33 protein-coding genes are annotated in these 26077 nt (G+C 70.7%); 22 read left to right on the top strand and 11 right to left on the bottom strand.

What is annotated here, in order from left to right:
* Positions 1 to 20: 20 nt before the first annotated feature.
* The 11 genes from IG08_RS0138960 to IG08_RS0138910 all read right to left on the bottom strand — a co-directional run bounded on the left by IG08_RS0138960 (position 21) and on the right by IG08_RS0138910 (position 6743).
* A complete protein-coding gene (locus IG08_RS0138960; protein ID WP_030614340.1) occupies positions 21 to 440 on the bottom strand; it encodes a hypothetical protein in 420 nt (139 codons plus the stop codon).
* 11 nt (positions 441 to 451) lie between these two features.
* Entirely contained in the window at positions 452 to 895 is a 444-nt protein-coding gene (locus IG08_RS0138955) for a hypothetical protein (RefSeq protein ID WP_030614337.1), read from the bottom strand.
* The gene (locus IG08_RS0138950) at positions 892 to 1347 is read right to left on the bottom strand and encodes a hypothetical protein (protein WP_030614334.1); all 456 of its coding nucleotides are present in this window, start codon (positions 1345 to 1347) and stop codon (positions 892 to 894) included. The genes IG08_RS0138955 and IG08_RS0138950 overlap by 4 nt, the downstream gene beginning before the upstream one ends.
* Positions 1348 to 1461: 114 nt before the next feature.
* Entirely contained in the window at positions 1462 to 1788 is a 327-nt protein-coding gene (locus IG08_RS0138945) for an SH3 domain-containing protein (protein WP_030614331.1), read from the bottom strand.
* Positions 1789 to 1987: 199 nt separating this feature from the next.
* Complete coding sequence (locus IG08_RS0138940) at positions 1988 to 2710, bottom strand: hypothetical protein (RefSeq protein WP_030614328.1); 723 nt, start codon at positions 2708 to 2710, stop codon at positions 1988 to 1990.
* A 56-nt stretch (positions 2711 to 2766) separates the two neighbouring features.
* A complete protein-coding gene (locus IG08_RS0138935) occupies positions 2767 to 3456 on the bottom strand; it encodes a hypothetical protein (RefSeq protein WP_043456298.1) in 690 nt (229 codons plus the stop codon).
* The gene (locus tag IG08_RS0138930) at positions 3453 to 3926 is read right to left on the bottom strand and encodes a GNAT family N-acetyltransferase (protein ID WP_030614322.1); all 474 of its coding nucleotides are present in this window, start codon (positions 3924 to 3926) and stop codon (positions 3453 to 3455) included. The genes IG08_RS0138935 and IG08_RS0138930 overlap by 4 nt, the downstream gene beginning before the upstream one ends.
* A 29-nt stretch (positions 3927 to 3955) precedes the next feature.
* Positions 3956 to 4690 carry a DUF3631 domain-containing protein gene (locus IG08_RS0138925; protein WP_030614319.1) on the bottom strand — a complete coding sequence of 245 codons (735 nt, stop codon included), beginning with the start codon at positions 4688 to 4690 and terminating at the stop codon, positions 3956 to 3958.
* Positions 4687 to 5172, bottom strand: coding sequence for a hypothetical protein (locus IG08_RS0138920; protein ID WP_030614317.1), 486 nt, complete (start codon positions 5170 to 5172; stop codon positions 4687 to 4689). Before IG08_RS0138920 ends, IG08_RS0138925 begins: the two co-directional genes overlap by 4 nt.
* On the bottom strand, positions 5169 to 5819 hold the full coding sequence (locus IG08_RS0138915) for a DUF4913 domain-containing protein (protein ID WP_030614314.1): 651 nt from the start codon (positions 5817 to 5819) through the stop codon (positions 5169 to 5171). Before IG08_RS0138915 ends, IG08_RS0138920 begins: the two co-directional genes overlap by 4 nt.
* Before the next feature lie 168 nt (positions 5820 to 5987).
* Positions 5988 to 6743 (bottom strand): DNA-methyltransferase, encoded by a 756-nt coding sequence (locus tag IG08_RS0138910; protein WP_030614312.1) that lies wholly within the window; start codon positions 6741 to 6743, stop codon positions 5988 to 5990.
* Between the two features lie 523 nt (positions 6744 to 7266).
* Here IG08_RS0138910 and IG08_RS0138905 point away from each other — a divergent pair.
* From IG08_RS0138905 to IG08_RS0138800, 22 genes are all read left to right on the top strand, one after another.
* On the top strand, positions 7267 to 8382 hold the full coding sequence (locus tag IG08_RS0138905) for a C40 family peptidase (protein ID WP_030614309.1): 1116 nt from the start codon (positions 7267 to 7269) through the stop codon (positions 8380 to 8382).
* A 141-nt stretch (positions 8383 to 8523) separates the two neighbouring features.
* A complete protein-coding gene (locus IG08_RS0138900; protein ID WP_030614306.1) occupies positions 8524 to 8889 on the top strand; it encodes a hypothetical protein in 366 nt (121 codons plus the stop codon).
* Between the two features lie 255 nt (positions 8890 to 9144).
* Entirely contained in the window at positions 9145 to 9453 is a 309-nt protein-coding gene (locus IG08_RS0138895) for a DUF6112 family protein (RefSeq protein WP_033530972.1), read from the top strand.
* Positions 9453 to 10139, top strand: coding sequence for a hypothetical protein (locus IG08_RS0138890; RefSeq protein ID WP_030614302.1), 687 nt, complete (start codon positions 9453 to 9455; stop codon positions 10137 to 10139). The genes IG08_RS0138895 and IG08_RS0138890 overlap by 1 nt, the downstream gene beginning before the upstream one ends.
* 40 nt (positions 10140 to 10179) lie before the next feature.
* Complete coding sequence (locus IG08_RS0138885; protein WP_030614300.1) at positions 10180 to 11547, top strand: SCO6881 family protein; 1368 nt, start codon at positions 10180 to 10182, stop codon at positions 11545 to 11547.
* An 87-nt stretch (positions 11548 to 11634) separates the two neighbouring features.
* The gene (locus IG08_RS0138880; RefSeq protein WP_030614298.1) at positions 11635 to 13107 is read left to right on the top strand and encodes an SCO6880 family protein; all 1473 of its coding nucleotides are present in this window, start codon (positions 11635 to 11637) and stop codon (positions 13105 to 13107) included.
* Between the two features lie 57 nt (positions 13108 to 13164).
* Complete coding sequence (locus tag IG08_RS0138875) at positions 13165 to 13635, top strand: DUF6238 family protein (protein WP_030614296.1); 471 nt, start codon at positions 13165 to 13167, stop codon at positions 13633 to 13635.
* A 24-nt stretch (positions 13636 to 13659) separates the two neighbouring features.
* Positions 13660 to 14199, top strand: a complete 540-nt coding sequence (locus IG08_RS0138870) for a hypothetical protein (protein WP_030614294.1) — start codon at positions 13660 to 13662, stop codon at positions 14197 to 14199.
* A 43-nt stretch (positions 14200 to 14242) separates the two neighbouring features.
* Positions 14243 to 15757 carry a TraC family protein gene (locus IG08_RS0138865; protein WP_030614292.1) on the top strand — a complete coding sequence of 505 codons (1515 nt, stop codon included), beginning with the start codon at positions 14243 to 14245 and terminating at the stop codon, positions 15755 to 15757.
* A gap of 434 nt (positions 15758 to 16191) precedes the next feature.
* On the top strand, positions 16192 to 16341 hold the full coding sequence (locus tag IG08_RS61755) for a hypothetical protein (RefSeq protein ID WP_234343069.1): 150 nt from the start codon (positions 16192 to 16194) through the stop codon (positions 16339 to 16341).
* Between the two features lie 42 nt (positions 16342 to 16383).
* On the top strand, positions 16384 to 17175 hold the full coding sequence (locus IG08_RS0138855; protein ID WP_052425033.1) for a hypothetical protein: 792 nt from the start codon (positions 16384 to 16386) through the stop codon (positions 17173 to 17175).
* A 23-nt stretch (positions 17176 to 17198) separates the two neighbouring features.
* The gene (locus tag IG08_RS0138850) at positions 17199 to 17744 is read left to right on the top strand and encodes a hypothetical protein (protein WP_234343068.1); all 546 of its coding nucleotides are present in this window, start codon (positions 17199 to 17201) and stop codon (positions 17742 to 17744) included.
* Positions 17656 to 18843 (top strand): DUF8094 domain-containing protein, encoded by a 1188-nt coding sequence (locus tag IG08_RS54825; RefSeq protein ID WP_476713213.1) that lies wholly within the window; start codon positions 17656 to 17658, stop codon positions 18841 to 18843. The genes IG08_RS0138850 and IG08_RS54825 overlap by 89 nt, the downstream gene beginning before the upstream one ends.
* Before the next feature lie 34 nt (positions 18844 to 18877).
* Positions 18878 to 19396, top strand: coding sequence for a hypothetical protein (locus IG08_RS0138840; RefSeq protein WP_030614285.1), 519 nt, complete (start codon positions 18878 to 18880; stop codon positions 19394 to 19396).
* Between the two features lie 474 nt (positions 19397 to 19870).
* Positions 19871 to 20605, top strand: coding sequence for a hypothetical protein (locus IG08_RS0138835; protein ID WP_234343067.1), 735 nt, complete (start codon positions 19871 to 19873; stop codon positions 20603 to 20605).
* A gap of 77 nt (positions 20606 to 20682) precedes the next feature.
* On the top strand, positions 20683 to 21420 hold the full coding sequence (locus IG08_RS0138830; RefSeq protein ID WP_030614272.1) for a glycosyltransferase family 2 protein: 738 nt from the start codon (positions 20683 to 20685) through the stop codon (positions 21418 to 21420).
* 49 nt (positions 21421 to 21469) lie between these two features.
* A complete protein-coding gene (locus IG08_RS0138825) occupies positions 21470 to 22279 on the top strand; it encodes an SPDY domain-containing protein (RefSeq protein WP_030614269.1) in 810 nt (269 codons plus the stop codon).
* Positions 22280 to 22331: 52 nt separating this feature from the next.
* Entirely contained in the window at positions 22332 to 23516 is a 1185-nt protein-coding gene (locus IG08_RS0138820; protein ID WP_030614267.1) for a hypothetical protein, read from the top strand.
* 68 nt (positions 23517 to 23584) lie between these two features.
* Positions 23585 to 23986: a hypothetical protein gene (locus IG08_RS54820; protein WP_030614265.1), complete on the top strand. Its 402-nt coding sequence runs from the start codon at positions 23585 to 23587 to the stop codon at positions 23984 to 23986.
* Complete coding sequence (locus IG08_RS0138810; RefSeq protein WP_030614263.1) at positions 23983 to 24333, top strand: hypothetical protein; 351 nt, start codon at positions 23983 to 23985, stop codon at positions 24331 to 24333. The genes IG08_RS54820 and IG08_RS0138810 overlap by 4 nt, the downstream gene beginning before the upstream one ends.
* 324 nt (positions 24334 to 24657) lie before the next feature.
* Positions 24658 to 25407: a hypothetical protein gene (locus tag IG08_RS0138805; RefSeq protein WP_030614261.1), complete on the top strand. Its 750-nt coding sequence runs from the start codon at positions 24658 to 24660 to the stop codon at positions 25405 to 25407.
* Positions 25408 to 25527: 120 nt separating this feature from the next.
* Positions 25528 to 26025, top strand: coding sequence for a hypothetical protein (locus tag IG08_RS0138800; RefSeq protein WP_030614259.1), 498 nt, complete (start codon positions 25528 to 25530; stop codon positions 26023 to 26025).
* The last annotated feature ends 52 nt before the right edge of the window (positions 26026 to 26077 follow it).

Here is a 26077-nt window from a genome sequence, read left to right as displayed (position 1 = left end):
CCTCAAGCAGTGCGGGCAGATCAGCGGGTGCGGGAGGCGGCGGTCGCCGGGGCGGCGGGTACGGGCACAGCCGGCGGGGTGTCGGGGGCCGGTGCACGGCGCAGTCCTGCCAGGACCGCGCCGGTGTTCTTGGCGTAGGCGTCGCGGGCGGCGACGGACTCGGCGATGCGGCGGGCGCAGTCGACGATGTGACCGGCGGCAAAGCGGCCGATCTCCCGCTCAGGGGCGATGAGTTCGCGCAGCCTCTCCAGCTGGAAGGCGATGTTGCGCTCAGCGAGCACCAGATCGCTGTGACTGCCGGTGAGCGCAGCGAGCAGGGTGGCGTCGGAGGTGTTGCCGGCGAGGGCATCGAGTTCGGCGAGGGGCTGTCCGAACAGCGCCTCGATGCGCTGGGCGATGATCTCGGAGATGGCGTGGGCGGTGGCGTCGGGCTCGGGCAATCGGCGGGCTTTCAGGGACGGTGGGTCCGCACCGCCCCGGCACGGCCGGTTGCCGGGGCGGGCGGAGCAGTGGCGGTGATCTTCGGTTGGGCGAACTGCACCGGCTGCGCGGGGCGTTGTTCGGGAGCGGGCATGGTCCGCAGGAGGTCGTCGAGGGCGGCGACGTAGCCGTCCCGGCCGGCCAGCGCAGCCTCCAGCCACTGGGCATCCCAGCGCAGGTCCTCGGCGGACAGGTCGCCCAGGTCGCGGTCGCAGGACATCGAGGCGTGGACGCGATCACGTACGCGGACGACCTGTTCCTCGGCGACCGCGAGAAAGCTGCGCAGTTCCAGCGCACGGTGGAGTGCGGCGCAGACCTCAAGATGAGCTGCCTGCGCATACAGTTCGGCGACGGAGGCACCGAACGCCTCCTCCAGCGCTTGGTCGCGGCTGGTGGACTTGTCGATGACGCTCATCGCGTCACCCCGCGCGTCGGGATACCCCGCTCGCCGGGCAGCGCGGGCGCCGAGGTGGGCAGCGCCGGAGCGCGGCGCGCGGCGGGGCCGGCACCACGCCAGGCGCCAGGCCCGCGCTTGCCAGGGGCGAGGGGGTCGAGGAGGTAGTTCACGACCATCACGCGACCGTCACGTGCAGTGACAGCGGCGTTGACCTGGTGCGCCAACTCCATGACAGCGTCGTCGAGTTCGCCCGGGTGCGTGCCGAGCGCCTCGACGAGCGCGTCCTCCGCGGTGTCGAGTGCGTCCTGGGTTTCGGCGAGCAGGCCGTACCAGTGCACGACACTGGTGGCATCGGGGTTGGCCTGTGGTGCCGCCTGAACCGCCCGGCGCAGATCGGCGAGAGGCATCTGGAAGCGGTCCTCGATCCGCTCAGTGACGACGCCCATCACGTCCTCGCTGAACTCGGGCACGGAGAGGCTCCTTTCATTCGCTGTTCGGGGGCGGGAAAATGCACTGCAAATCCGGTCCGTGCGGGAGCAGTCCGCGAACCCGGATGCCGAAGAGGGGAATTGCGGGCCGGTCTGCTAGTCCAGGCACATGGCGGTGTCGCGGTAGACGTACGTTCCGGACACCCACCCCTTTACGCCGGTGGTCTTGTCCGTGATGTAGCGCCAGTTCCCGCTGCTCTTGTGGACGGTGAACTTGTGGCTGCGGTAGAGCACGCCGAGCGCCGTGGACTTGGAGGACGCCTTGGAGCGGATCGTTACAGCCTTCGTGTGCACCTTGTACGGGAGCGGCTTTGCCGAGCAGCTGCTGACGTTGGTTGCGGCACTGGCGGTGGGGATGGAGACGAGCGGGAGAGCGAGCGCGCCGAGAACGGCGGCGGAGACGGCTATGCGGCTGGTGCGCATGGGGAATTGACCTCCACGAAAATAGGGAAGGGAATGCGGAAACGGACCCGGGCTGGCGCCGTGCGGGCTGAGAACAAGAGTCCGGAGAATCCCCGGTTTCGGTAACCGGGGATTGCGTGCTATGTTCCGCGCCGCCTAGCTCAGGGCAGCCGGCATTTCAGTGGGCGGGGAAAGGGAAAGCCGGTGGGTAGCAGCGAATTCAGCGGCTCGGACCGCGCGGTGGAGCGGGGTGCGCGGGCAGAGCGGGGACGCCCGGAGCGGTGGTGTGGCGGGCTGGCGGTGACGTGGCCGGCAGCGGGATCGTCTCGCCGTTCCAGTGCGCTTCCCACCACTGGGTGGCTGCCTCGAAGGTGGCGAAGGCGCCCTCGCGCAGGGTGTGCGTCCACGCGTCGGTGTCGACCTCTTCGAGCAGGACCCGGAACGGCAGTGGCGCCTTCTCGTCGATGGCGCGCAGCAGCACGGTGGTCTCGATCGGCTCGGCGTCGTGCGTGTAGCTGGTCAGCAGGGCGAAATGGTCGCCGTCGCTGCGCAGTCGCTTCTCCAGGGCGCGGGTGGCCTGGTTGGCGGGAGTGGTGCCCATGCCGTCGGGCAGGAGGATCTTCTCCTCGGGGCAGCCGCGGGCGATCAGCCAGGACTGGGCCATGGACGGCAGCGGCAGTTCCTTGTGTGTGAAGCGGAAGGTGCGCGCCGCCGAGTCGCGTTTGAGGTGCAGGGCGACGATCTGTGGTTCCCCGGGGATGCCCCAGGTGACGGCGCGGTTGTGCATCACGTGGAAGCTGTGCTCGCCGTCCTCGGTGTGGTGCTCGGCCAGCAGGGTGAGCATGTCCTGCTCGATGGTGATGTGCTGCCAGAACTGGTCGGCGACGTGGTCGTTGACGGCCTCATATCCGTCGAGGCGGAAATCCGGTTCGTAGGTGGGCATCGGTGCTTTCGGTGCGACGACGCCATGGGCGTCGTGGGCAGGGCGTGTTGATCTGTTCAGCGACGCAGGTGTGCGGGAGCGCGTGATGACGCTGGCCGGGGCGACGGCGTGGTGCCGGGCGGGCCTGCGGGGCGCGGGGCGGCAAGGGCGGCCCGGCCGGCGTCGGTGAGGGTGACGGGCTGGCCGGCGTGCACTGGGTGGGAGGTGTCGCGGTCGACGAGGCCGCTCGCCTGCAGGCGCTGCAGCTGGGCGTAGGAGATGCGGGTGCGGGAGGGGGTGACCACGGCGAGCCGGTGGGTGAGGAGGTTCTCGTGGAGCTTGGCGCCCTGGGCGATGGTGAGCAGGGCCGCGAAGTCTTTCGTCGGCATCTGCTGTGGCGCCTGCAGCGGGGCGGCGGCTTCGATCGGCTCCAGCGCGGCGGCGGCCTTGGCCTGCTCGGTGTCGCGCTCGTCGATGGCGTGCGCCAGCTGGTCGACCGTGCGCTCGATCCGGGCCAACAGCGCCTGATCGACGGGGAGCTCTCCGGACACCAGGCGGGCGAGACGGGCGCGGTGGAAGGTGACGTCCCGCTCGGCCCGGACGAGGTCGCGGTGGGCGTCCGCCAGGGCCGAGTGCGGTGCGTCGAGGAGACCGGCCTCGCGGTGCCGCCACAGCGTCTCGATGCTGCACCCTGCGGCCGTCTCGATCCTGTGGTCGAGCACGGTGCGCGGGTGGCGGTCGGGCGAGGGTGCGGGGGGTGAGCTCATGTCGGAGCGGTTCTTGTGTGCGGGATTGTGTCCGAGGCGCACGCGTCCAGGGCGATGCGGACCTCGACGTAGGGGCCGTCGCGGGTGCGCCGGGTGGGCCCCAGACGCTCCAGGAGCCGGAGCATCGGCGCGTTGGACGCCTGCGTGAACGCGGTGAGGGTGTGTGCCCCGCGCGTGCGGGCCATCCGGGCTGCCTGCCCGGCCAGGGCCGTTCCGATGCCGCGGCGGTGGTGGTCGTCGGCGACTTGCAGTCCGAGGTCGACGATGCCCGGCTCCCGGCTGACGGGCCCGAGGCAGACGAGGGCCAGTGGCCGCTCGTCCGCGTCGAGTCCGATCCAGCACTGCGCCTGGGCGAGCAGCCGTGTCAAGTCGCGGGGCGTGAGGCGGGTTCGGCCCCAGCGGCGCAACAGGTTCTGTTCGGAACACTGCGCGTGGAAGGCGGCGACCAGGTCCCAGTCCGCCGCCGTCACCTCGCGGGTACGCGCGAGGGCGGGGTGGGTCAGCAGGAGCAGTCCGGGCGGGCGGCCTGCAGGTCGCCGCGCCGGTAGGCCCGGTAGCGGCTGCCGTCGACGTTGCGCGGCTTGCGGGACTGGACTCCGTAGGGGCGCAGGAGCAGAGCGAGGCGGACCGGGGTGAGGTCGGCGTAGCGCCAGCGTCCATCGGCCTCGCCGGGCAGCTCGCGCAGGCGCGTGACCAGCTCCGCGGTGCTCACATACTCCGCTGCATCCATGACGTCGAAGATGTCAAGGCAGGCGTGGACAATCGTCCTCGGCCGGCTCGGGCAGGTCAGGAACTCCTCGCATGTGGCCTCGTGGAGGTCATCGAAGCCGTCGAGGTCGTCGGGACCCTCCAGATCCTCGAAGTCGTCGAAGCCCTCGAAGTCGGGATCGAGGTCCGGATCGAAGTCGGGCTCTTCGTCCTCCACCGGCTCGTACTCACTGGGCGGTTCGGGCTCGTACGCCGCCGCGCAGCAGCAGGAGGTGGACAGCAGCGCGCTCAACTCGGCTCCGGCTGCCATGCGTTCGATCAGCAGGTCGGTGAGTGTGTCGAGCTGCTCGGTGGCACTGACGCCGGCGGGACGGTCGGCGCCGGACAGGGCGGCGAGCTGCCGGTCGAGGTCCTGGATCTCGACGAACACATCGACGATGGCGCGGTGGTGCGGGTTCTCGGTGACCTCCGTCGGCGCCAGTACGGCGGCGGCGACCTGGTCGATCAGTGCGGGGAACGGCGTCAACGAATGGGGCCCTTCAGGGTCGGGGGCAGTGCGGGTCGGGGAAGGCCGGGCATCGCGTACGGCGGTGGTCCTGGCTTGGGGATGGGCTGGCGCGCTCCCAGCTGCGGTGAGCGGGTGCGGGCCGCGTGGGTGCGCTCGCCCAGGGGCCGTCGGGTGAGGCCGAGGCGGGCGCGGGCGGTGTCGTACACGTCGTGGGCTTCCCGCGGGCGTACGGCCACGACGTGGATCTCGGTGGTGTGCGTGGAGTTGGCAGGCGCCGGCCGCTGGGCGTAAACGATGCGCCACGCATTGCGGTGATCGACGTAGACCTTGCGGCATCCGGCGAGATCGCGGGTGAGTTTGGCGCCGAACAGGCGGGCGTTGACGACGTCCTGGAGCTGGGCGAGCGCCAGGTCGCGGATGTCGCTGGGGGCCTGGAGAAGGTCGGTCAGGGCGCGCGGGTCGAAGGAGAGACCGAAGGCGGGCCGGTCGTGGCCGCTCATCCGGCCCCCTGGCCGGGTGCGCCGTTCTCCTCGGACTCTGCGGTTTCGGCGGTGGTCCGGCTCGAGGGCGGCGGTCCGGGCAGCAGGCGGTGGGCGGGTCGGTCCGGATCGGTCATGCACGCGGAGAGCGGCCCGCCGGCCGCCCTGACGGTGGCCATGGCGTGGGTGAGGAAGTCCCGGTGCCAGACGAACAGGCCGGACATACCGGCCTCGGGATCCTTGTGCTGCTGGTAGGCCAGCCACAGGGCGTGGAGCCAGGCGACGACGTCGGCGTGTTCCTGCCACTGCTCGCACCACGGGGCGGCGGTGGTGACCTCCGCCCCGTAGACCCGGACGAGGAAGTCATCCACCCAGTCCGACAGCGCGTCTAGTTCGTCTTCGTACTCCTCGCCCTCCAGCTCCAGGATCGGGCGGGGCTCCGGCGGGGCGGGCTGCGGCGGCAGTCCCGCGAACCCCGGAAGGCCGAAGGCGCCGAACGGCGAGTCCGTGGGCGGCGGTGCGGAGGCGAGGCTGTCGAGCTGGCGGGCCTGCTCGGCAGATTGGTCCAGCAGTTTGCGGACGCTCGCCTCAATGCTCTCCAGATCGGACTCCGGCAGCCGGACCGGTTCCGTCTCCCCGTCCTCCGGGGGGTCTATGGATTCAGGCACGAAAAGGGCCTCCTTGAGCCGCGGCCGTTGGGCGTGAATTGCGGCTCAAACCATCCGGAGAATCCCCGGTTTCGGTAACCGGGACTGTGCTGCTATAACGCCCCGCGCGGGCACGGCCATGGTGACGGGCCACGCACCACAGGCCGTGCCCGCGCTGCACGACAGGGCTCAGGACGTGAGGGTCAAGTCGTCCTGGGACAAAGTCTGTTGCAGCGTTTCGGTGAGCCGGTCGGCGGCTATCTCGGCGTAGTGCTTGGTCTTCTCGACGCCGATGAAATCACGACCCTCCAGCAGGGCTGCGACTCCCGTCGAGCCCGAGCCGCAGGTGAAGTCGAGCACCGTGCCGCCGGGCGGGGAGATCTGCACCAGCTCACGCATGACGGAGACGGGCTTCTGCGTGATGTGCTGTCGACTCTTGCCTGATGGCTGAGAGGCGCTGTACAGGCCGGGCAGGTAGACCGGGTTCCTGGAGGCGTCGATCGGTCCGTTGCTGGCCCAGACGACGAATTCGCAGTTCTGGGTGAAACGTCCCTTCTGGGGCCTGGCCTGCGGCTTGTGCCAGGCGAGCACGCCCCGCCAGAGCCAGCCGGCGGCCTGGATGGCATCCGTGGTGATCGGCAGCTGCCGCCAGTCGGTGAACAGCAGCGCCGTGCCGCCGACCTTGGTGAGCCGGTGTGCCTCGGTCATGATCTGGGTCAGCCAGAAGCCGTAGCTCCGCTGATCCATGTTCTCTCCGGTGAAGTCCGGCAGTTCGTGACCTGCGTCGGCGGAGGTGTACTTCTGCTTCGCGCTGCGGGAGGTGCGCTCCTTGGCCGTTCGCCCGCCGCTGTTGTACGGCGGGTCGGTGATGACGGAGTCGACGCAGTCGTCCGGCAGTTCGGCGAGGACGCCGAGCGCGTCGCCCTGGTGCAGGGAAAAAGGCAAAGAGATACCCCAATTCGGGTCGGGTGAGGTGAGGGAGAGACGCTCCGGCCCGCCTGGATAACCCGCGGGACCGCATGCGGGCAGGAAGGCACTGCGGGCCGCGCCGCGGCGGGGGCGAGGGGAGGAGACAAAACTGTAGGGCACGATCCCCGGTTGAGCGCTATCGCCGCCGAACACCCCGAAATAGAGCCTTGATCGGACACGATTTCGGCAACCGGGGATCCGCCCTTAGTGTTTTGGAACTGCCCGGCGGACCACGCCGATGGCGCATCCCCGCCCTGCGTTCGTGGAGGTATCCCCATGTCCTGGCACACCTGACCCGACGCCCCGTGCCGGTGCGAGCGGCAACTCGCGCACGTGCACCTAGGCTCCGATTTACCCACCACCCGGCCGTCGCGCCCTTTCCTCAACGACGCACGCGCAGCCGGGACTTCACCAAGGACCTCGTTGTGACATCGCTCTACCCTCCCCCGCCCGCGCACCGGTCTCCGGCCCGTGACGGCCGCCCGGGAGGCGTCCCCGATTGAAGGGCGTGGCCGCCGGCATCGGCGTCTTCGTCCTCTCTCCTCTCCTCCTCTCCGGCACGGCCATGCTGATGGCCACCAGCAGCGAGGCCGCCCAGACCACCTACTCGTCCTTCAGCTGCGTGGGCGACGTCGACACCGACACGGTCGTCGAGCAGGTCACCAAGATCCTCAACGGTGCGACCGCCAAGGACGTGCACGTCGAGGGCCTGTCCCTGCCCGAGGAACAGATCCCCCACGCCCGCACGATCGTGGCCACCGGGATCGGCCTCCACGTGCCTAAAAAGGGCCAGATCATCGCGCTCGCCACCGCGATGCAGGAATCACGGCTGCGCAACCTGAACTCTGGCGGCCGCGACTCGCTGGGTCTGTTCCAGCAACGGCCGAGCCAGGGCTGGGGCACCGCTACGGAGATCCACGACCCCATCTACGCGAGCGAGCAGTTCTACAAGCACCTGCTCGCGGTGGACGGTTGGCAGCAGCTGACCGTCGCCCAGGCCGCGCAGAAGGTCCAGCGCTCCGGCTACCCCAACGCCTACGCTGACTGGGAGGAGCTGGCGACCGCGCTGCAGAAGGCGATCGCCGCGACGTTCCCCGACGCCGACCAGGACACCAGCGAGACGAACACCGCCTCCAGTACCGCGCCCTGTGCGGCGGCCGAGGACGGCTCCGGGTACGGCACCATCCCGCAAGGGTCGGTACCGAAGGGCTACTCGATCCCGAAGGACGCCGATCCGAAGGCGCGCAAGGCGATCGCCTGGGCGATGGCGCAGCTCGGCACGATGTACCAGTGGGGCGGCACCTGCACTGCGCCGCACGGCCCCGACCCGATGGGCCGCTGCGACTGCAGCTCGCTGACCCAGCAGGCGTACAAGCACGCTGGCATCCAGCTCACCCGCACCACGTATACGCAGGTCGACGAGGGCAAGGCTGTGTCCCCCAAGGCACTCAAGCCCGGTGACCTGATCTTCTCCCGCGGCAGCGCCGCCCGCCCCGAACACGTCGGCATGTACATCGGCTCGGGACTCGCGATCGAGGCCCCCCGTACCGGAAAGCCTGTGCGGATCACGCCGCTCGCGGACTGGGACATCCTCGCCGCCCGCCGCGTCATCTGACCCCCGGTCGGGGCGCGGCAGCCCCGGCACACCCCCTGACCGGGAGACCCCCCTGGGCCTCTTCCGCACTCACCTCGGACGGGCCCCGCAGGACCCGCCGTCCTGCCCACCCTCATTCCCCTGACATCACGGAGCACCTACTTGATAACCCGCCACCGCGCCCAGCGCGCCCTCGCGGCAGCCTCTCTGGGCCTGGCCGTCGCCGCCGGCGGCCTGGCCACCGCCAGCACGGCACAGGCGTACGACACCGGCACCACCACGATCAGCTGCAGTGCGGTCAAGATCCGCAAGGCCCCGTCGAAGACGTCCACGGTCGTGGGCATCGGCTACCGGCACGACAAGGTCGTCTACGACCAGTGGGCCTACAAGAAGGCCGAGAAGACCTGGTATACCCGCGGCACCGTCACCCGGAAGTCCGACGGCAAGAAGATCCGCGGCTACATGATCTACAACTGCGCGAACCCCTACAAGACCAACCCGGCACCGAAGCCGTCGATCCCGAAGTAGTGCACCCCGGCAGCCGGTTCGGAGCCTGAGCCGAAGCGCCATCGACAGCAGCCTCGGCTCGAACTGTGGCCTCGTCCAGCCTCGGCACGAAACCTGCGTGACCTCGTGCACGCCACGCGGCCCCAACGCGGGCGCCGACCGGGCCAGCCGTCTCCCGCACCGCTGCCGGCCTTCCTTCTCGAGGCAGTTGCCTCGTCCCCTCCCCCTTTTCTGTGATTCCCGCGCGCCGGGCTTCGGCGTGCCCAAGGAGCCTCATTGCACCTGCTCGAAACCGTGCAGTATCTGGCCTACGACCCCGGCATCACGCCCTCGGGCGGTGGCCTGCCCGGCCTCGCCGTGCTCAAGAACGTCGTCAACTCGATCAACCTGTTCGCGATCGTCGCCGTGGTCGGCGCGCTCGCCGTCTCCCTCGGTGTGTGGGCGTGGGGCCACCACACCGGCGGCCACCAGGCCGAGGCCAACGGCAAGAAGGGCGCGGTCGTCGCGGCGGGCGCCGCCCTTGGTCTCGGCGCCGCAAACGGGGTCGTGGCGTTCTTCTCCGCCCTGGGGTCGCAGGTCCACTGATGCCGAAACGATTCCCCTCCCTGTCCGGCTACGGCCTCGGCTGGTCGACCCGCCAGCGCATCACGGTCCTCGCGACCGGCCTCGCCGTCCTGCTGGCCCTCGCCGTCGTCGTCGCCCTGCTCACCGGCCGCACCACAGCCGGCGACAGCCAGGCCGCCGCTCCGTCCTCCGGGCCGAGCAGCAGTACCTCCGCGTCCGCCGGCCCGACGACGTCGGCCGGGGCCGGTTCGGTGGCCAAGCCCCCGCAGCTGGCGGACCCGGTCGCCTTCGCCAAGGCCGCCGCGGCAACGCTGTGGTCGTACGACACCCGCACCACCAGCCGTGACCAGCAGCTCGCCGGAATGAGGGCGTGGCTGACGGCGGAGACGAAGTACGCCGACTGGTCCTCGATCGCCACACAGGTGCCGGATCCGGTGCTGTGGTCGCGGATGGCCGACCAGGACCAGTACGCCACCGCCACCGTCACGGAGGCCCACTACCCCTCGGCGTTCAAGCAGGCCCTGGCGGACGATCCTTCGGCGATCACCGAGGCGTACATCTACGCCGTCACCGTCACCGGCAAGCAGCAGATCGCCTGGAAGAAGGGCGGGGCCGGCTCCGAGGACCGCTCCATAACCCTCGCCGTGCAGTGCCGCCCCAACGCGAACTGCTCGCTGGTCTCCATCGCCCCCCGCGTCGTGCCCTGACACGCCCCCAGCCCACCTGAGAAAGGAGGGGACTCCCCCTTTGGGCTTCTGCGACCTCCCCCTCGCGGACAAACTCTGCGCCGTCGGCGACGCCGTGGATTTCGCCTCCGACCCGGGCACGGCCATCGGCAACTGGATGGCCAAAAGCGCGGGTGAACTCGCCGCCGCCGCAGCCGACTTGGCGGCCGAGGCAGTCAACACCACCACCAAGGTCGACCTCAACGCCGGGTGGTTCCGCGACAACTACGAGATGATCCTGCCGATCGGCCTGGTCGTCCTCGTCGCCACGTTCTGCGCCCAGCTCGTGCGCGCCGCGATCCGCCGCGACGGCCAGGCGCTCACCCAGGCATTCACCGGCACCGCCACCGGCGTGCTCTTCGCGTTCACCGCGATCGCCTTCACCACCGTCGCCATCGAAGTCGTCGACGCATTGAGCGACGGACTCTTCAAGGCCGCCAACCTCGACATCGCCACCGCGGTGCGGCGCATCGTCAAGGTGGGACAGATCGCCTCCCTGTCCGGCCTGGGCTGGCTCGTCACCGTCTTCGTCGGCATCGGCGCCGCGATCGGCGCCTTCCTCTACTGGTGCGTGATGATGGTCCGCAAGGTCGGCATCCTCGTCATGGTCACCCTCGCCGTCTTCGCCGGAGCCGGCGGCGGCTGGGAGGTCGCCCGACGCTGGCGCAAGGGCTGGATCGAAGCCACCGCCACTCTCGTCGTCTCCAAGCTCCTGATGACCGTGATCTTCGTCCTGGGGATCGCCGCGATGGGCAAGACCGAGGCGAAAGACGGCGTCGGAGCCCTCGCCGACGTGATGGCCGGCATCGTCATCCTGGCGCTGGTCCTGCTATGCCCGTACGCCACATTCAAGTTCGTGCACTGGGCCGCCTCCGAGGGCTCCGACGCCGAGACCCTGCACCGCTCCGGCGGAGCCGGTGCGCAGATGGCCCGTCAGCACGCCGAACGCGCCGGGCGCAAGGCCGCCGCCGCGGTCGCCACTGCCGGAAGTGGCGGTGCCGCGGCCGGAGCGGGCACCGCTCCCCAGGGCCCGGACTCCGTGCCGGGCGGCTTCCCCGGCGACATCGCCGCCAACCCCACACCGGACACCGGCAAGGAAGGCGGCAGCTCAAGCACGCCGTCGTCCGCGGGCGAGGGGATCACGAGCGGTCTGGACAAGGCCGTCCAGCCCCCGCCGACCAGCCCCAGTGACGACACCAGTGGTCAGGTCGGCGGTGCCCCCGGACAGGGTGGCGGTTCCGGATCGCCCCCCAGCGGCGGCAGCGGCTTCATGTCGCAGCCCGGCGCAGGCACCTCAACACCACCGCCGCAGGGCGCCCCGCCGGCACCGAACTCGGCCGGCACCTCCAGCGGAACCGGGGCACCACCGCCTCCGCCCACCGGCCTGTGACCTTGCCCGACTCCGGGGCGGCACGCGCTGCGCATTCCTCGCCGCGTGCCGCCCCGGCGACCGCCCCGCGCACCATCGGAACGGCCCTTGTCTGATCTCACCGTCCAACCGCTCACCGTCAAATTCCCCCACCGGTCCAGGCGCGGCATCCTGCTCGGCCTCTCCCTTCCCCAACTCGTCCTCGTGTCAAGCGCATTGGCACTCTTGCTGGTAACGGTGGTATCCACCGGGCTGCTCGGTGCCCTCGCCCTGACCCCGCTGTGGGCCGCGGTCGCCGCCCTGGTCACCATCCGCCGGCACGGCCGCTCGCTGATCGACTGGACGCCGATCGTCCTGCGCTTCGCCCGGCGGCTACGCACCGGCCAGACCCTGTGGCTCGCCCGGCCCGTCACCCGTCCCCGCCAGGACGGCATCCTGCACCTGCCCGGCACCGCCGCCTCACTGCGCGTCGTCACGCCCGGCGATTCCGCCAACCAGGCCGCCGCCGTGCACGACCCGCACGGCCAGACCCTGACCGCCGTCGCCCGCGTCTCCAGCAGGGCCTTCGCGCTCCTCGACCCGGCGAGTCAGAACCACAACGTCAGCAGCTGGGGGCGGGCCCTGGCGGGCATCGCCCGCACCGGACACGTCGCCACTGTGCAGGTCCTGGAACGCACCGTGCCCGACAGCGGCAACACCCTCACCCGCTACTGGGCCCAGCAGGGCCACCCCGAAACCCCGGTCGCCGGACAGGTCTACAGCGAACTTGTCGCCTCCGCCGGCCCGGCCGCCGCCCCGCACGAGGCGTACCTGGCGATCTCCCTCGACCTCAAGGCCGCCAAGCGCCTCATCAGTCAGGCCGGCGGCGGACTGCCCGGCGCCTTCACTGTGATGGAACAGACCACGTCCTCCATCGCCCAGGCCGCGCGCAGCGCCGGACTGATGGTGACCGGCTGGCTCAGCGCCCGCGAGATCGCCGCTGTCATCCGCACCGCCTACGACCCCAGGGCGCTGTCCGCGCTGCAGCAGTGGTCCAACTCTGGCCGGGCCGAAGCCGCCCCGGCAGCCGCCGGGCCCGTGGTCCAGGTCGAGGAGTACGACCGGCTCGCCACCGACTCCGCCCGGCACGCCACCTACTGGGTCGAGGACTGGCCCCGCACCGAAACGAGCGCGGGCTTCCTGCACGGCCTGATGTTCACCGCCGGGGTCCGGCGCACCCTCTCCCTTATATATGTGCCGCAGGGGCTCGAGTCCGCGATGCGCGACGTGCAGCGCAAGAAGGCGGCGATCATCGCCGACGCCAACGAACGCTCGCGTCGCGGGCAGGTCGACTCCGAAGCCGACTCCGTGGAGTACGCGGACGTCAAGGTTCGCGAGCGCCAGTTGATCGCCGGACACGCCGACGTGTCGCTGACCGGTCTGCTCACCGTCTCCGCGGAGACCGACGCCCTGCTCGACGCGGCGTGCGCGCAGATCGAGACCGCCGCCGTCACCGCCCAGGTCGATCTGCGACGGCTCAACTTCCAGCAGCCCGACGCCTTCACGCTCGGTGCCCTCCCCCTCGCCCGCACGGCCCTGTAGCCCCACTCCGGCACCAGCCGACGTCCTGCCCCCACGGCAGGAAGGAACTCTCCCCCTTTGACCTCTGCCATCCCAGTCGGCGACGCGTACCCGTACCTGCGGGCCGCCAACGCCGGTATCCGCCACCACGCCCGCGCCCTCACCCCAAGCACCCAGCACACCGCTTCACCCGCGGATCGCGTGCACCTCGACGTGCTGCACGCCCATCTGACCGCACTGCACCACCTGCTCGACCAGCTCGCCGAATCTACCCGGCCGCCGCATCCCGGCGCCGGCCGCCATCTCGCCGCCGCGCACACCCGGCTGTGGCAGTCCGCCGCCGCGGTGCACGACGCCTTCCACCTCCTGCCCGCCGCGGACGAGACCCCGACGGACACGAAATGCCACCCCGAGCGGCTGCCCGAGGGTCCACCCGTCCTGACCATCTGCCAGCGCCACCTCGCCGCAGGTCACGTCGTCCGCCGCAAGACCACCCCCAGCGACCTGAACACCCCGCTGCACGGCCACACCACCACCTGCAGCCAGTAACCCCCGCACCCCGAAAGGCCCTGAATGCGCAACCTGAAGCGCTCCACCTCCGCCGCCGTCGCCCTCGCCGCGCTCGCCGGCACCGCCGCCCTGGCCACCGCCACTCCGGCATCCGCCGCCAGCTACCACTGCAAGACCAGCAGCCACAGCGTCGACGACCCGAGCTATAACGGCCCCGACTCCGACAACTGGGACTTCGACGTGACGCTGTGCGCCATGCGATCCGGCGGCTACATCTACACCACCGCCACCGTGTACTGGGACGGCCCGTACACGGCCAAGAACCGCAGCACCTACACCTTCAACAAGGCCAAGTTCCAGCTCCAGACCAAGCGGAGCGTCAGCGGCACGGACCCGGTCGTGAAGTCCGGCGCCTACACCGGCCTGGAGCACGCGCTCGAACACAGCAGCGGCAACGGCAACGGCTCCTACTCCACCGGAACCCTCAAGTCCAAGGCGGGCTCCAGCCGTTACCTCGCCGACGGCTACATCCAGCTGGACTGGTCGGGCGACGGCAAGAGCTATCGCAGCCCGATTCTGTTCACCGCTTCACCGGTCGTCTGACCCCGCGCCGCGTCCAGACCGCGCACGTGAAAGCCGCCCCGTCATGAGCCACCGACCTGCGCGCCGCACCCGCCGCGCCAGCGCCAGCCCCCTGTTCACCCCGCACGGCACCGATCGCGCGTCCCGCAAGGCTGCCCGCCGGCAGCTCGCCGAGGCCGCCGCGAAGGCCCGCCTCGAAGCAGCCGCCCACACCAGCGGCGCTGGCGTAGCAGAACAGGAGATGCCGGCGCCCCTCTTCCCACCCGCCGGGCGACCCGGCCCCGCGTCCTCCCGGAACAACAGGCTCAAGCTGCCCGCCCACCGCATGACCACCGCCACCGCGAGCGGGGCGTACCCGTTTCTCGCCGAAGGCGGCCTCGGCGCCGAGGGCATCTACATCGGCCGCGACGTCCACGCAGAAGCCAGTTTCTGCTTCGACCCGTTCGCGCTGTACGGCAAGGTCGAGGGCTTCACCAACCCCAACGTGCTCCTTGCCGGGGTGATCGGGCAGGGCAAGTCGGCGCTGGCCAAGTCCTTCGCGTTGAGGTCGATCGCCTTCGGGTACCGGGTCTACGTCCCGTGTGATCCGAAGGGGGAATGGACGCCCGTGGCGCAGGCGCTGGGCGGTACCTCCATCGCGCTCGGGCCGGGCCTGCCCGGGAAGCTGAACCCTCTGGACGCGGCGCCGCGGCCCAACAGCGTCTCCGAGGCCGACTGGGCGGGCGAGATCCGCAAGCGCCGCCTGCTGCTGCTCGGCTCGCTGGCCCGCACCGTGCTCGGGCGGGACCTGCTGCCGATGGAGCACACCGGCCTCGACGTCGCCCTGGACGCCGTCGTCACCCGCGCCGCCGCGACCGGTCGCACCCCGCTGCTCGGCGACATCGCCGCCACCCTCAACAACCCAGACGAACTCGACGTGGCCGGCGGCATCATGTCCGGCCGCCTCGGCGACGCCTCTCGCGACCTGGCCCACGCCATGCGCAGGTTGGTCCACGGCGACCTCGCCGGGATGTTCGACGCCCCGAGCACGGTGGCCTTCGATCCCAACTCGCCGATGCTCACCATCGACCTGTCCCGCCTGGGCGGATCCGGCGACGACACCGCCTTGGTCCTGGCGATGACCTGCGCGTCCGCATGGATGGAATCCGCGCTGTCCGACCCCAATGGCGGCCGGCGCTGGATCGTCTACGACGAAGCATGGCGCCTCATGCGCCACCCCGGCCTCCTGCAGCGCATGCAGTCCCAGTGGAAACTGAGCCGCGGACTCGGCATAGCCAACCTGATGGTCATCCACCGGCTGTCCGACCTGCTCACCGCCGGCGACGCCGGATCCCGCGGACGCGCCCTGGCCGAAGGTCTGCTCGCCGACTGCTCCACCCGCATCGTCTACCGGCAGGAGACTGACCAACTCCATGCCGCAGCAGCCCTATTGGGCCTGACCTCGGTGGAGACCGACGCGATCTCCCACCTCAACCGGGGCCGAGGCTTGTGGAAGGTCGCGGGGCGCAGCTTCATCGTGCAGCACCTCCTGCACCCCCACGAGCTGGCGCTCTTCGACACCGACGCCCGCATGCACTGATAAACCCCGCAAGCCGCGGTTGCACGAGACCTGGAGCACCCCTGCAGAACCCCGACTTCGAGCTGTACGACAACGTCGGCCGCACCGCCGATCAGATCCACGCCTACCACACCCGCTCCGCCACAAAGGCAGACCTGCACCGCTGGGCGGATCGCGATACCGAAGCCTTCCGCACCCGGCACCCCCTGCCGAACGAGCCCTTCCCCGCCCCGGACCTGAGCCCCTACCGCACGGCTCTGGACGCGGCCGAGACGCCGGCCGAGTTCAGCACCACACTCAACGCCCTGCTGGACGCGGTCGGACCGTTCCTCAACGAGGTCATCGATCACCTGGCCGCCACCGCCACGTGGAAGGGCCAAAACCGCGGAGCCGAACCCGAGTCACCGCCCTGGCTGCTCCGCGGCGCAGCCAGCAGCATCGCTTCAGCCCTGGCCATGGCCACCGAAGCGGATCTCAAGATCCTCCGCGCGCACTACGACCCACCCCCGGACCTCGACGCGCTCCTGAAGCAGGCCCGCACGACGCCCTCCACTCCCCCGGCCCCGCCCGGCCCGCAGCCCGGGTCCGGGGGACCACGGCGCTGACTGCCGACGGATCAACCACCCGCCGCAGCACCTCAGGAACCCATGCCCACGCCCCGCACGACCTTTTTGTCCGCCTTCGCCGCCGCACTCGCCGAACGCCTGCCCGGCACCTGGACGAGCGAGTACCACCGCCACCCCACCTACAAGGACCAGTTCCCCACCATCGAACGGCTATGGGACGTCGGCCACGTCGACTACATCGTCAGCCAGTACGTCCTCGGCCATGACGCCGTCCTGAACGGCCCCGATGGAGAGCAGCTCTACGTCACCGACCGGCCCCTGTACCGCCACCAGTTTGTGGTGGCCCCGCTGGAGCCCGAGGGCTTCAAGACCCACCAGATCTCCCCGGTACGTGAGCCGAACGGCATCGCCGTCCCCAACGATCCGGCCCGCGCCGCCGCCGCAGTCACCCGACGCGTGCTGCCCCGCTACCGGGCGGCCCTGGACGCGGTCCGGCACAACGCCTTCGGCCAGCCCGAGCCTCCGCAGCGCCAGCCCGCGCCCGAGGTCGCCCAGACTCTCACGCTGGTCTGGTACCCGGACGGCGTGGTGGGAGCACCGTACGACTCGGTTCCCGAAGAGGCACGTATGACGCTGTTCGGCTGCAACTTCCAGTACAGGCCGAATGAGTTCGCCTTCGTGCTGCCGGCCTCCTACAGCTCCAAGGAGCGCGCCCTGCTGGTCCAGCTCGCCGCCCAGCGGCTCACACTCCAGGGCATCGGGGTCAACTTCCGCCGTGCCGCTCCCCTCCCGCCTCCTACTGCGGCATCAGCAGCCGCGAGCAAGATGCTGCCGATGGTGTCCTCCTCCCCGAAATCCACTTCCCGCCGGTAGAACCCGGTCTCGGCATCAAGGAGTTGCCACTGTCCGATCCCGACCAGCGGATGCTGCTGCACGACGTGGCCGACCGGCTCAACACCGTTGCCGACCACCTTCCGCTCCCCGACCAGATCCGCCCGGATCCGGCGCTGAGCGAGATCCTGGACGACGAAGTCCGTCACCTGGCCCGCCTGCTGGGATTCCTGGCCGGCGAGAGCGCCTTCCGCCATCGCGCCGCCGCCCGCTCCCCGGCCCGGCCCACGACCACGGTGCGCCGCACGACCCTCGCGCTCGCGAGAGCCGCCGAACCCACCGGGCTCGCGCTCGCCGCCCTCAGCGCCGCAGTTCATCACCTCGGCCATCTCGCCGACCTCACTCACCAGGCCCCTGGCCCCGCCCGCGACCGGGCGATCACCACCGAGCACCAACGGCTCGAAGCCCGCCTCGGCGACAGCCGCATCTACCTCGCCCGCGCCGCGAAGCACCTGCGCGCCGCTGCCGACACCCGCACACCACCGGCCGCTACCTCCATGCCCTCCCCGCCGTCGGCCGCCCCAGCCCCATCCCGATCCCGATCCCGCTGATCCCCTCCCCCGGAGCGCCCCCATCCCCTCGCACACCCCCGCCCGCCGCACAGCCCTGCTACTCACTACGCTCGCGACCGTCACCCTCACCGCGTCCGCCTGCACGACCTCCGACACCGGCAGCCACGAGGCCGCGGCGAAGGCCACCCGCACCGCCTCCCCCGTACCGGCCGCCGTCCCGGCGCTGACGAAGCAGGAGGCCCTCGCCCAGATCACCCACTACTCGAAGATCAACAACGAGGCCAACGCCGACAACGACCGCACGCTCCTCGACAACATCGAGGACGGCCCGCTGTACGCCATGTCCGTGGCGGACTACAAGGAGGACGAGGGCCTGCCCAAGGCCGACCGCAAGCCGTACAAGCCGTGGTCGTACGACACCGCCAACGCCAAGCTGTACATCCCGCGCTTCACCGCCGGCCAGGAACGCTGGTTCGCCGCCGCGCTCTCCGGCCAGAAGGGCGAGGATCCGAGCCGACTTGCGGTCTTCGCCGAGCAGCCGGAGCACACGCGGTGGGAGATGGTCTCCGTCGTCGACCTCGACGACAAGACACTGCCGGACATCGCCCTCGACCAGCACGGCTATGCCACCGCAGTCGCCGCCAGCGGCAACAAGCAGCTCGCCGCCGATGCCGACCTGCTGCGCACCGCAGTGATCGACAACTTCGCGACCGGCGGGGTGAACACCGGCACCAAGGTCTTCACCCCGACCACGGCGAGCAAGCGGCAGATCAAGGTCAACGACAAGACGACCAAAAAGTACGGGAAGTTGGGCACCACCGTCTTCGCCGGGGCAGCCAACCGCTACAAGGACGCCTACGCGCTCAAGACCACCGACGGTGGGGCGCTGATCCTTTTCGCCCACACCCACACGCAGACCGACGCCGTCGCGCACTCCGGGCTGCAGATCAACCCCAGCAAGGACGACCGCGCCTGGCTCCACGACATCCCTCGCACCTCGGTCACGTACACGTTCGTCTGCTCCGACGCCGCCACCGTGCCGGCCAAGGCCGCCCCGTCCCGCCTCATCGGCTACACGTGCGCCCGCACCGATGCCTCCGGGCCGCCCGTCGCCTCCGGACTGACGACCCACGCGTAGCACCGCGGCCCGGCTCCACGCCCCGAGGAGTTCCTTGTCCCTGTCCCACCCCGACTTCGACCTGTACGACAACGTCGGTCGTACCGGCGAGCAGATCAAAGATCACCGCGGCAACCGGCCCACCACCGACGAACTGCACCGCTGGGCAGCCCACGACGCCAAGCAGTTCACCGACGGCCTCACGATCGAGGACGCCGGGCAGAGCGTCATCGCCTGGACCCGCCGGCTGTACCAAGTGCGCACGACCGCCGAGTTCCAGGCCGTCGCCACCGCCGTCCTCGGCGACGGACACAGCGCTCTGAGCGAGCTGCACCAGTTCTTGGAGACGGCCGCCGAGTGGTGCGAACGCAGCCACGAGCCGAAGATCGCCGAACGGTACCGCCGGCACGCCGAGCAGCTGTCCGAACTCGGAGACGAGCTCAGCTACTTGACCGACGACCACCTCGCCGACACCTACCGGCGCACGCACCCGTCAGCCCTGGCACAGCCCACGAGCGGCCCCGCGGCGGCACCGGCGCCACCGGCCGCGCCCGCACGCCGCCCCTTCCGCTGACCCGCCCCGTCGACAGGAAGACTCTCTGTCCACTCGTTCTGTCATCGCCCGCCCCACCGCCACCGGCTACGCCGGGACGTACGTCCACCGGGACGGCTACCCCAACCATCACCTGCCGCTGCTGCTCACCGCGCACCAGCACCGGTTCGCCGGCGACACCGAGGCCCTGGCCGCGTACCTCATCGACGACGCGCCGGAAGGCTGGTCCTCCCTCGGCACCGACCTCCTCGACGGAGCGCCCGACGCCCTGCGCGACCGCCTCGCCGCCGGCCGCGACCGGCCCGGCAAGCGATACCCGGCCCGGCCGACCGTGCAGCCTCTGATCTACACGGAGCGGACGGCGTCCCGCCTGAACTGGGGATACGTCCTCCACCCACACGGCATCGAAGTGATCAGCGCTCCCGGCGTGGAACGCGGTCCCCTCGTCGCGTGGAGCACCGACCCCCGCGTCCGGCTCCGCGACACCCCCGGCCTGTGGAAGCCCGACCAGCCGATCCCGGCCACCACACCGCCCCAGACCACCGCGCGGACCAGCACTCCTGCCCCAGCCGCAGCCCGGCCGGCCCCCACCTCGGCTCCGGCGTCACGCGCCCGCTCGCACTGGCCCGCCCCAACCCCCAGGAGACTCGTCTGTCCACCCGTGCGGTCATCGCCCGCCCCACCGCCGACGGCTATGCCGGCATGTACGTCCACTTCGACGGCTACCCCGACAGCAAACTCCCGCTGCTCCTGGCCGCCTACCAGCACCGGTTCGCCGGTGACGTGGAGGCGATGGCCCGGCACCTGATCGACGAGGTGCACCACGGCTGGGAGGAACTGGGCACGGACCTCCTCGACGGTGCTCCCGCCGGCCTGCGCCGCTCCCTGACCGGGGGCGAGGAGTACCCCAGCCGCCAGCTCACCAACGTGTACAACACCGACGGCACCCCGGCCGAGCGTGAACTGATCACGCAGGACGGCACCGAGGACCTGGAGTGGGCCTATGTCCTGCACGAGTCCGGCATCGAAGTGATCGGCCTGCTGGCGTACGACCGCGGACCCGTCGTCGGGTGGGACACCGACCCGCGGAGCCGCATCGTCGCCGATCCCGGTGCATGGAACCCGGATTCTCCGGCGCCGGTCGTGCCGCCGCGTACCGCCCCGCGCCTGTCCGCCACTGCTCCTGCATCGGCGCCGGCGCTGGCGCCCCGCAAGGCCGCCCGCCGATAGCCCCGGCAGCCCGCACCGTCCCTACCGAAGCCCGCCCGGAGAAGCCCCTGTCGCCGCACCCTCACTCGAAGATCACCGTGGTCATCGCCACCCAACTCCGCCCGGAGCGGCTGGCGTTCCTCGCCGCCATGCACGCGAGCCTGTGCCGCCAGAGCGTCCCGTGGGAGGCCGTCGTCGCCCTCGACGGCGCCGACCCCACCCGGCTGCCCGCCGCGCTCGCCGCCGACCCGCGCATCCGCACCCTCGTCCTGCCGCGCCCGGTCGGCGCGGCCTGCGCCCGCAACTTCGCCCTCAACGAAGTGCGCACCGAGTACGTCCAATGGGCTGACGACGATGACGAGTTCACCGACCGGGCCATGGCGCTGCGGCTGCGCACGCTGGAGGAGACCGGGGTGGGCTGGTGTGCCGGATACAGCCAGGACCTGCACGCGGACGGGTCCACGACCCTGTGGCGGTGCCCGACGCCGCCCGGCCGGCATGAGGCCGGGGACGTATGGCGGTACTGGAAGGACCCGGCCGACACCATCCCGCTCGGCCCGACCACCCTCCTGGCCCGAACCGACCTGGTGCGCGCGGCCCCCATGGGCGGTCTCGTACAGGGCGAGGATTACTGCGCTCTCGCGATCACCTGCCTCGCCCCGGGAATCCTGCTGCCCGTTCCGGTCTACCGGTACCGCAAGCACGCCGCGCAGATGACCGCGCAGGACTCCTACGACGAGTTGGAGGGAACGGCGCGGGTCTTCGCCCACCGGTTCGGTGCCAGCCTGCACGCCGCAGCGCGCGCTCTCCGCGATTCCGCCTCCTCCGCCGCGTAGTTGAGGCGCCCCGTTTCGTCGCCCGCTCTCCGATCCCACCGGAAGAACCATGCCCAACGACCTCGACCAGGACAGTCCCCGAGAGAAGATCCTCATCTCTCCCCGCTACCTGGCCGCCAGCCTCCCCAATGACCACCAACAGCTCCTGGACATCTTCGCCGAGGAAACCGCGTGGAGCGCACACGCCGACGCGTCGTCGTTGACCGTGACCAGCCCATGCCGACGCATCACGATCCGCCACGACCAAGCAGTGGTGGGCCGAGGCCCTCATATGGTGATCTCAGCCCGCACCGACGAAGAAGCTGCTGAGCGCTGGCGTGCGGATATCGCGGGCAATGTGCCGATCGAGTTCGTCGCCAGGCTCATTGGCACCCTGGCAGGCGAACTGGCCGCCGATCCGGATCACGTCGTCTACGGCATCGGCGTCGAGCCCGGCCTGCTGGAACTCTACGTCGACGTCGACTCTTGGACCCACTTCGACGACTTCGGGCTCTCCGGATTCATCTCGCATGACGGACACGCCGCCGTGGTCGGCCGCCCCGTGGACTCGCCAGCGCCGCCCATCCACGGAGACGCATCCATCACCTGGCACCTGGCCGCCTCCCCGGAAGACCTCGGCCATTTGTGGGACATCTCGTTCACGGACAAGACGCCGCCCTTCCTCATGCACGCGGTCGTCGCCGAGACACTCGATCCCCGGCCCACCCTGCGCTCCACGTCCTTCCCTTTCCCCGCCACCGTCGCCCCGCTGGTGACCATCGAACGGGTCTCATCGCCGTCCCGCCGCCCCTCGGCGCAGCCTCCGCACGCCGAACCACCGCGCACCCCCGAGCCCAAGCGCGCCCCGAAGACCCGCTGAGCCCGGTCCGTCTGGACGAACTCGCCCGCGGTCTCGACCCACCAGGACCTTGATGCCCATCCCCTCCGCCGAGATCACCCTCACCACCAGCCGCCCCCTGGGGCTCGTCGCCATCGCCTCCGGCAAGAAGTACCCGCAGGCCCATCAAGCGCTGGAAGACGCCGGATTCAGGCGCCGGCCCAACGGTGTGTTCACCGCTCCGCTGGCCGACGCCCAGGCTGCCCGGGCCACCGCCAGCGCCCTGGTGCATCACGCCCACGAACACGGCGCCACCATCATCACCAGCAGCCGGCCGTATCTCGGCGACATCGGCACCGAGATCGCCGCCCGGCTGCCCGGCACCTGGAGCGCCGAGTTGGAGATCTACAGCCACCCGCTGTGGCAGGAAGACCTCTGGCCCATGCTGTGGGAAGCCGGCGAGATATACCGGGCCCTCGAAGACCACCGCATCCCGTTCGCGTCCGTCCTGAAGAACGGCACCGGCACCGAGCTGCTGTTGATCGAGCGCCCCGGTCACCGCAGCGGATACCTCCTCGGCGCTCTCACCGACCGGGAGCAAGAGGACCCCCACGACGATCCCACCACGCCTCACAGCATCGTGCTGCCCGCCGATCCCGGCCTCGCCGCCCACGCCGTCACGCACACGTTCCTGCCCGCCTACGATCGCGCCCTGCACAACCAGGACCTGAACAACGTCCTGCGCGCCCTGGAGCGCATCCGGGAAGAACACCAGACCCTCCAAGCGATCAAGGACTCCGGCCGGTACAGCGACGGCGTTCCGCTCGGCAAGTCCCGCCTGATCTCAGGACTGGAACGGGACTTCGCCGACCACGCCTGGCTGTCCTACCGCGACGTGCTCGAACACGCGCCGATCCTGCTTATCCGCTGCCGTCCCGCCGCCACCCCCTGGCCCGAAGACGCCGCGGCCCTGACCCGCCTGCGCGAGGCACTCGACCACAGCCAGGACGCCTGGAACGAATGGAACGACCTGCGCCACGACCTGTACTCGATCCCCCGCACACTGCCGGCCCACGAATGGAGCCAGGTCCGCGGGCAGCTCGGCCTCGCCGTCCTGCCCGCGATCGAAACGTGGCTCGCCGACAGCGAAGCGTTCGAGCGCCAGGCCCGCGCCGCCGTACCGGGCGGGCCGGCCGCGCTGTCCGCGCCCAGCCCGCGACTGCTCACCGCCCGCCCCGCGCCGCTGCCCGCCCCGCGCTCCGCGGCAGCGCACCGCTGACCGCTCAAAGAAGGGATTCGCCTCTGTCTGACCACTTCCGCTTCGGCGCCCATCCCGACCACGGCTTCGTGGCCGCCGCCACCGCGAACCTCCCCGCGCACCTGGCCGACTGGTTCCTGGTCCGTGAACAGTTCGAGCCGGTCCCCGAGACCCCGGGCCTGTACCGGCTCACCCACCCCCAGCAGGACGGGGTCCGCCGTACCCGCCAGGCCGTCCTCGACCTTCGCCGACACGGCTACGAGGTGCAGGCCGACTACCCCCTCGACCCCGCCCTCACCTCCGGCCCACCGCAACCGGCCGTGCGCAACAAGCTGATGGAACGACGCAACCCCATCGCGCAGGCAGCGGCCACCCGCTCCCCTCAAAGGCTCACCGCCCCGACAGCCACCCTCCCTGAGTTTGTGCCGCAGACCGCCGCTGTGCCCGTGGGCGACCGAGCACAGACAGCCGGAAAGGGGCGGAGCCGATGAGCGACGAAGCGATCCACATCACCCGCGGCCTGGGCGGCGAAGTCGAAGTCGATGGCCCGGTCGATGCCTTCGCCGCGAGCGTCCTGGCCCGTGCCGGATTCGACACCTATCCCACGCTGCGCGGCGTGTGGATCCGGTTGCCGTTCGACCTGGGCCGCACCTGGGAGAACGAACACGCCACCTGGGCTGCGGAGATGCTCACCGCCGCCCGCTACAGCGTCGACCTCGACCCTGACCTGCGCCCCACCCCGGCCGCAGCCTCCGCACCGCCGACGCTGCGCCGCACGAAGACCGCCATGACCGCGCAGCCCTCGCCCGCCGGCACCCCGCGGCGGCCACGGCGCTGACCTGGCGTCCCAAGACGAAAGCCCGCTGCCCTGACTTCCTCCGCCGAGATCACCCTGCACCTCGCCGCCGGCAACACGATCGTCGCGCTCCCCAGCGGGGAGCGGCACCGGTGGGCCACCACCGCCCTGGAACTGGCGGGATTCGCCCGGCACCAGGACGAGGTCCACCGGCTGTCCCTCGACGACCACTCCCAAGCACGTGAGGCGCTCACCCAGCTCCACCAGACGGCCCGCGACTGCCAGACCAAGGTCATCACCAGTGAGCGTCCCTATCTCGGCGACATCGCGCACGTCGTCGCCGAGGGCCTTCCCGGTCCGTGGGAGGTGGACATCGAGCACTACCCGGACGGCAACATCCCCACCCACCTGCTGGACTGGGTGTGGGAGGCCGGCCCCGTGCTGTCCCCGCTGGTGAAGTACCGCAACTCAGGGGCGGCGATCCTCCGCGACGGCGGCGGCACCGAACTCCTCCTGGCCGAACGCCCGTGGGACGGCCAGTACCTGGTCGCCACCCTGCTTCCCTCCCCTGACCACCTCCACGTGATCGGCGCAGGGCCACGCACTGTCGCCGCCCCCGCCGCCCGTGCAGTCACTGCAGAGGTGCGCTCACGCCTCCTGCCGGAATTCGAGCAGCTGGTGAACCTCGCGCGGCTGCGCGAAGTGCAGGAAGACCTGAACTGGTTGCGGGACGTCGAGCCCGGCACCGTGCCCTACCCGTACCCCGCGGACCTAGACGCGGCATTGGGGCGCTTCCTCACCCACGCGCCCTACCTGATCGCGGCCAGTCGCCGCGCCGGCGCCAAGCCCCTGGCCGCGCAGGATGCGAAGGTTCTCGACCGCTTCGAGACCCTCCTCGCCTCCCTGACGCATTCCAGCGACGACGCCGGAAGCGGGCTCGAACCGGTCGGCACCGATGAGGCCATGGCGGTGTGGCTCGAGTCCAGCGAGGACCTGGTCGCGGTGGTCCGCAGCGCCACCGCCGCTTCGTCCCAGGGACCCTCCCGCCCCACCGTCTCGACCAGCAGGCCGCCGAAACCGTCGGCGGCGGCTGCCGCCACCGGGCGGACCCGCTGACCGTCCACCACTTCCGCCTTGCCGAGGCCACTGCCCGGGGTGCTAGCACCCCCGCCCAGGTCACGCCGAACACCCGGAACACACCGAACCACCCCTGACAATAAGGAGATTCGCCCTCATATGGCCGTCCGAACGACGTGGAACATCGTCCACAGCTGTGGACACGAAATCTCGCATGATCTTTCCAACCGCCCCGCCGACCGGCGGGCCGGATTCGCCCGCTGGCTGGAGGGACGCGACTGCACCGACTGCTGGAAGGCCGCCCGCGACGAGGACGACGCCGGCAAGGAGGAGTGGCTGGCCGCCAGGCGCGCGGAGGAACAGCAGGCCGCCACCGAGTGGGCCGAGAGGTTCGACATGCCGCCGCTCGAAGGACCCGAGAAGGCTCTCGCCTGGGGTGAGCGCTCCCGCCACCAGCTCGTCACGACTGCGTACAGCGCGCTGGTGACCGAAGGCAGCTGGGACGAGGCCGACTGGGCTGCCCTGGAGGACACGATCCGCACCGTCACCCGCGTTGGGTGGTGGATCGATCAGCGCGACGCCGAGGGCACTGACCTGCCCGAACTCCTGGACGCCGCCACCAGCGACGACACCGGAACCGAGAACCCGTTCCGGTAGACACGGGGTCTTATAGCCGACGATCCCCGATTACCGAAACCGGGGATCGTCC

It is taken from the genome of Streptomyces fulvoviolaceus, from assembly GCF_000718165.1.
Lineage (GTDB): Bacteria > Actinomycetota > Actinomycetes > Streptomycetales > Streptomycetaceae > Streptomyces > Streptomyces fulvoviolaceus.
This window is presented reverse-complemented; position numbering and strand designations above follow the sequence as displayed.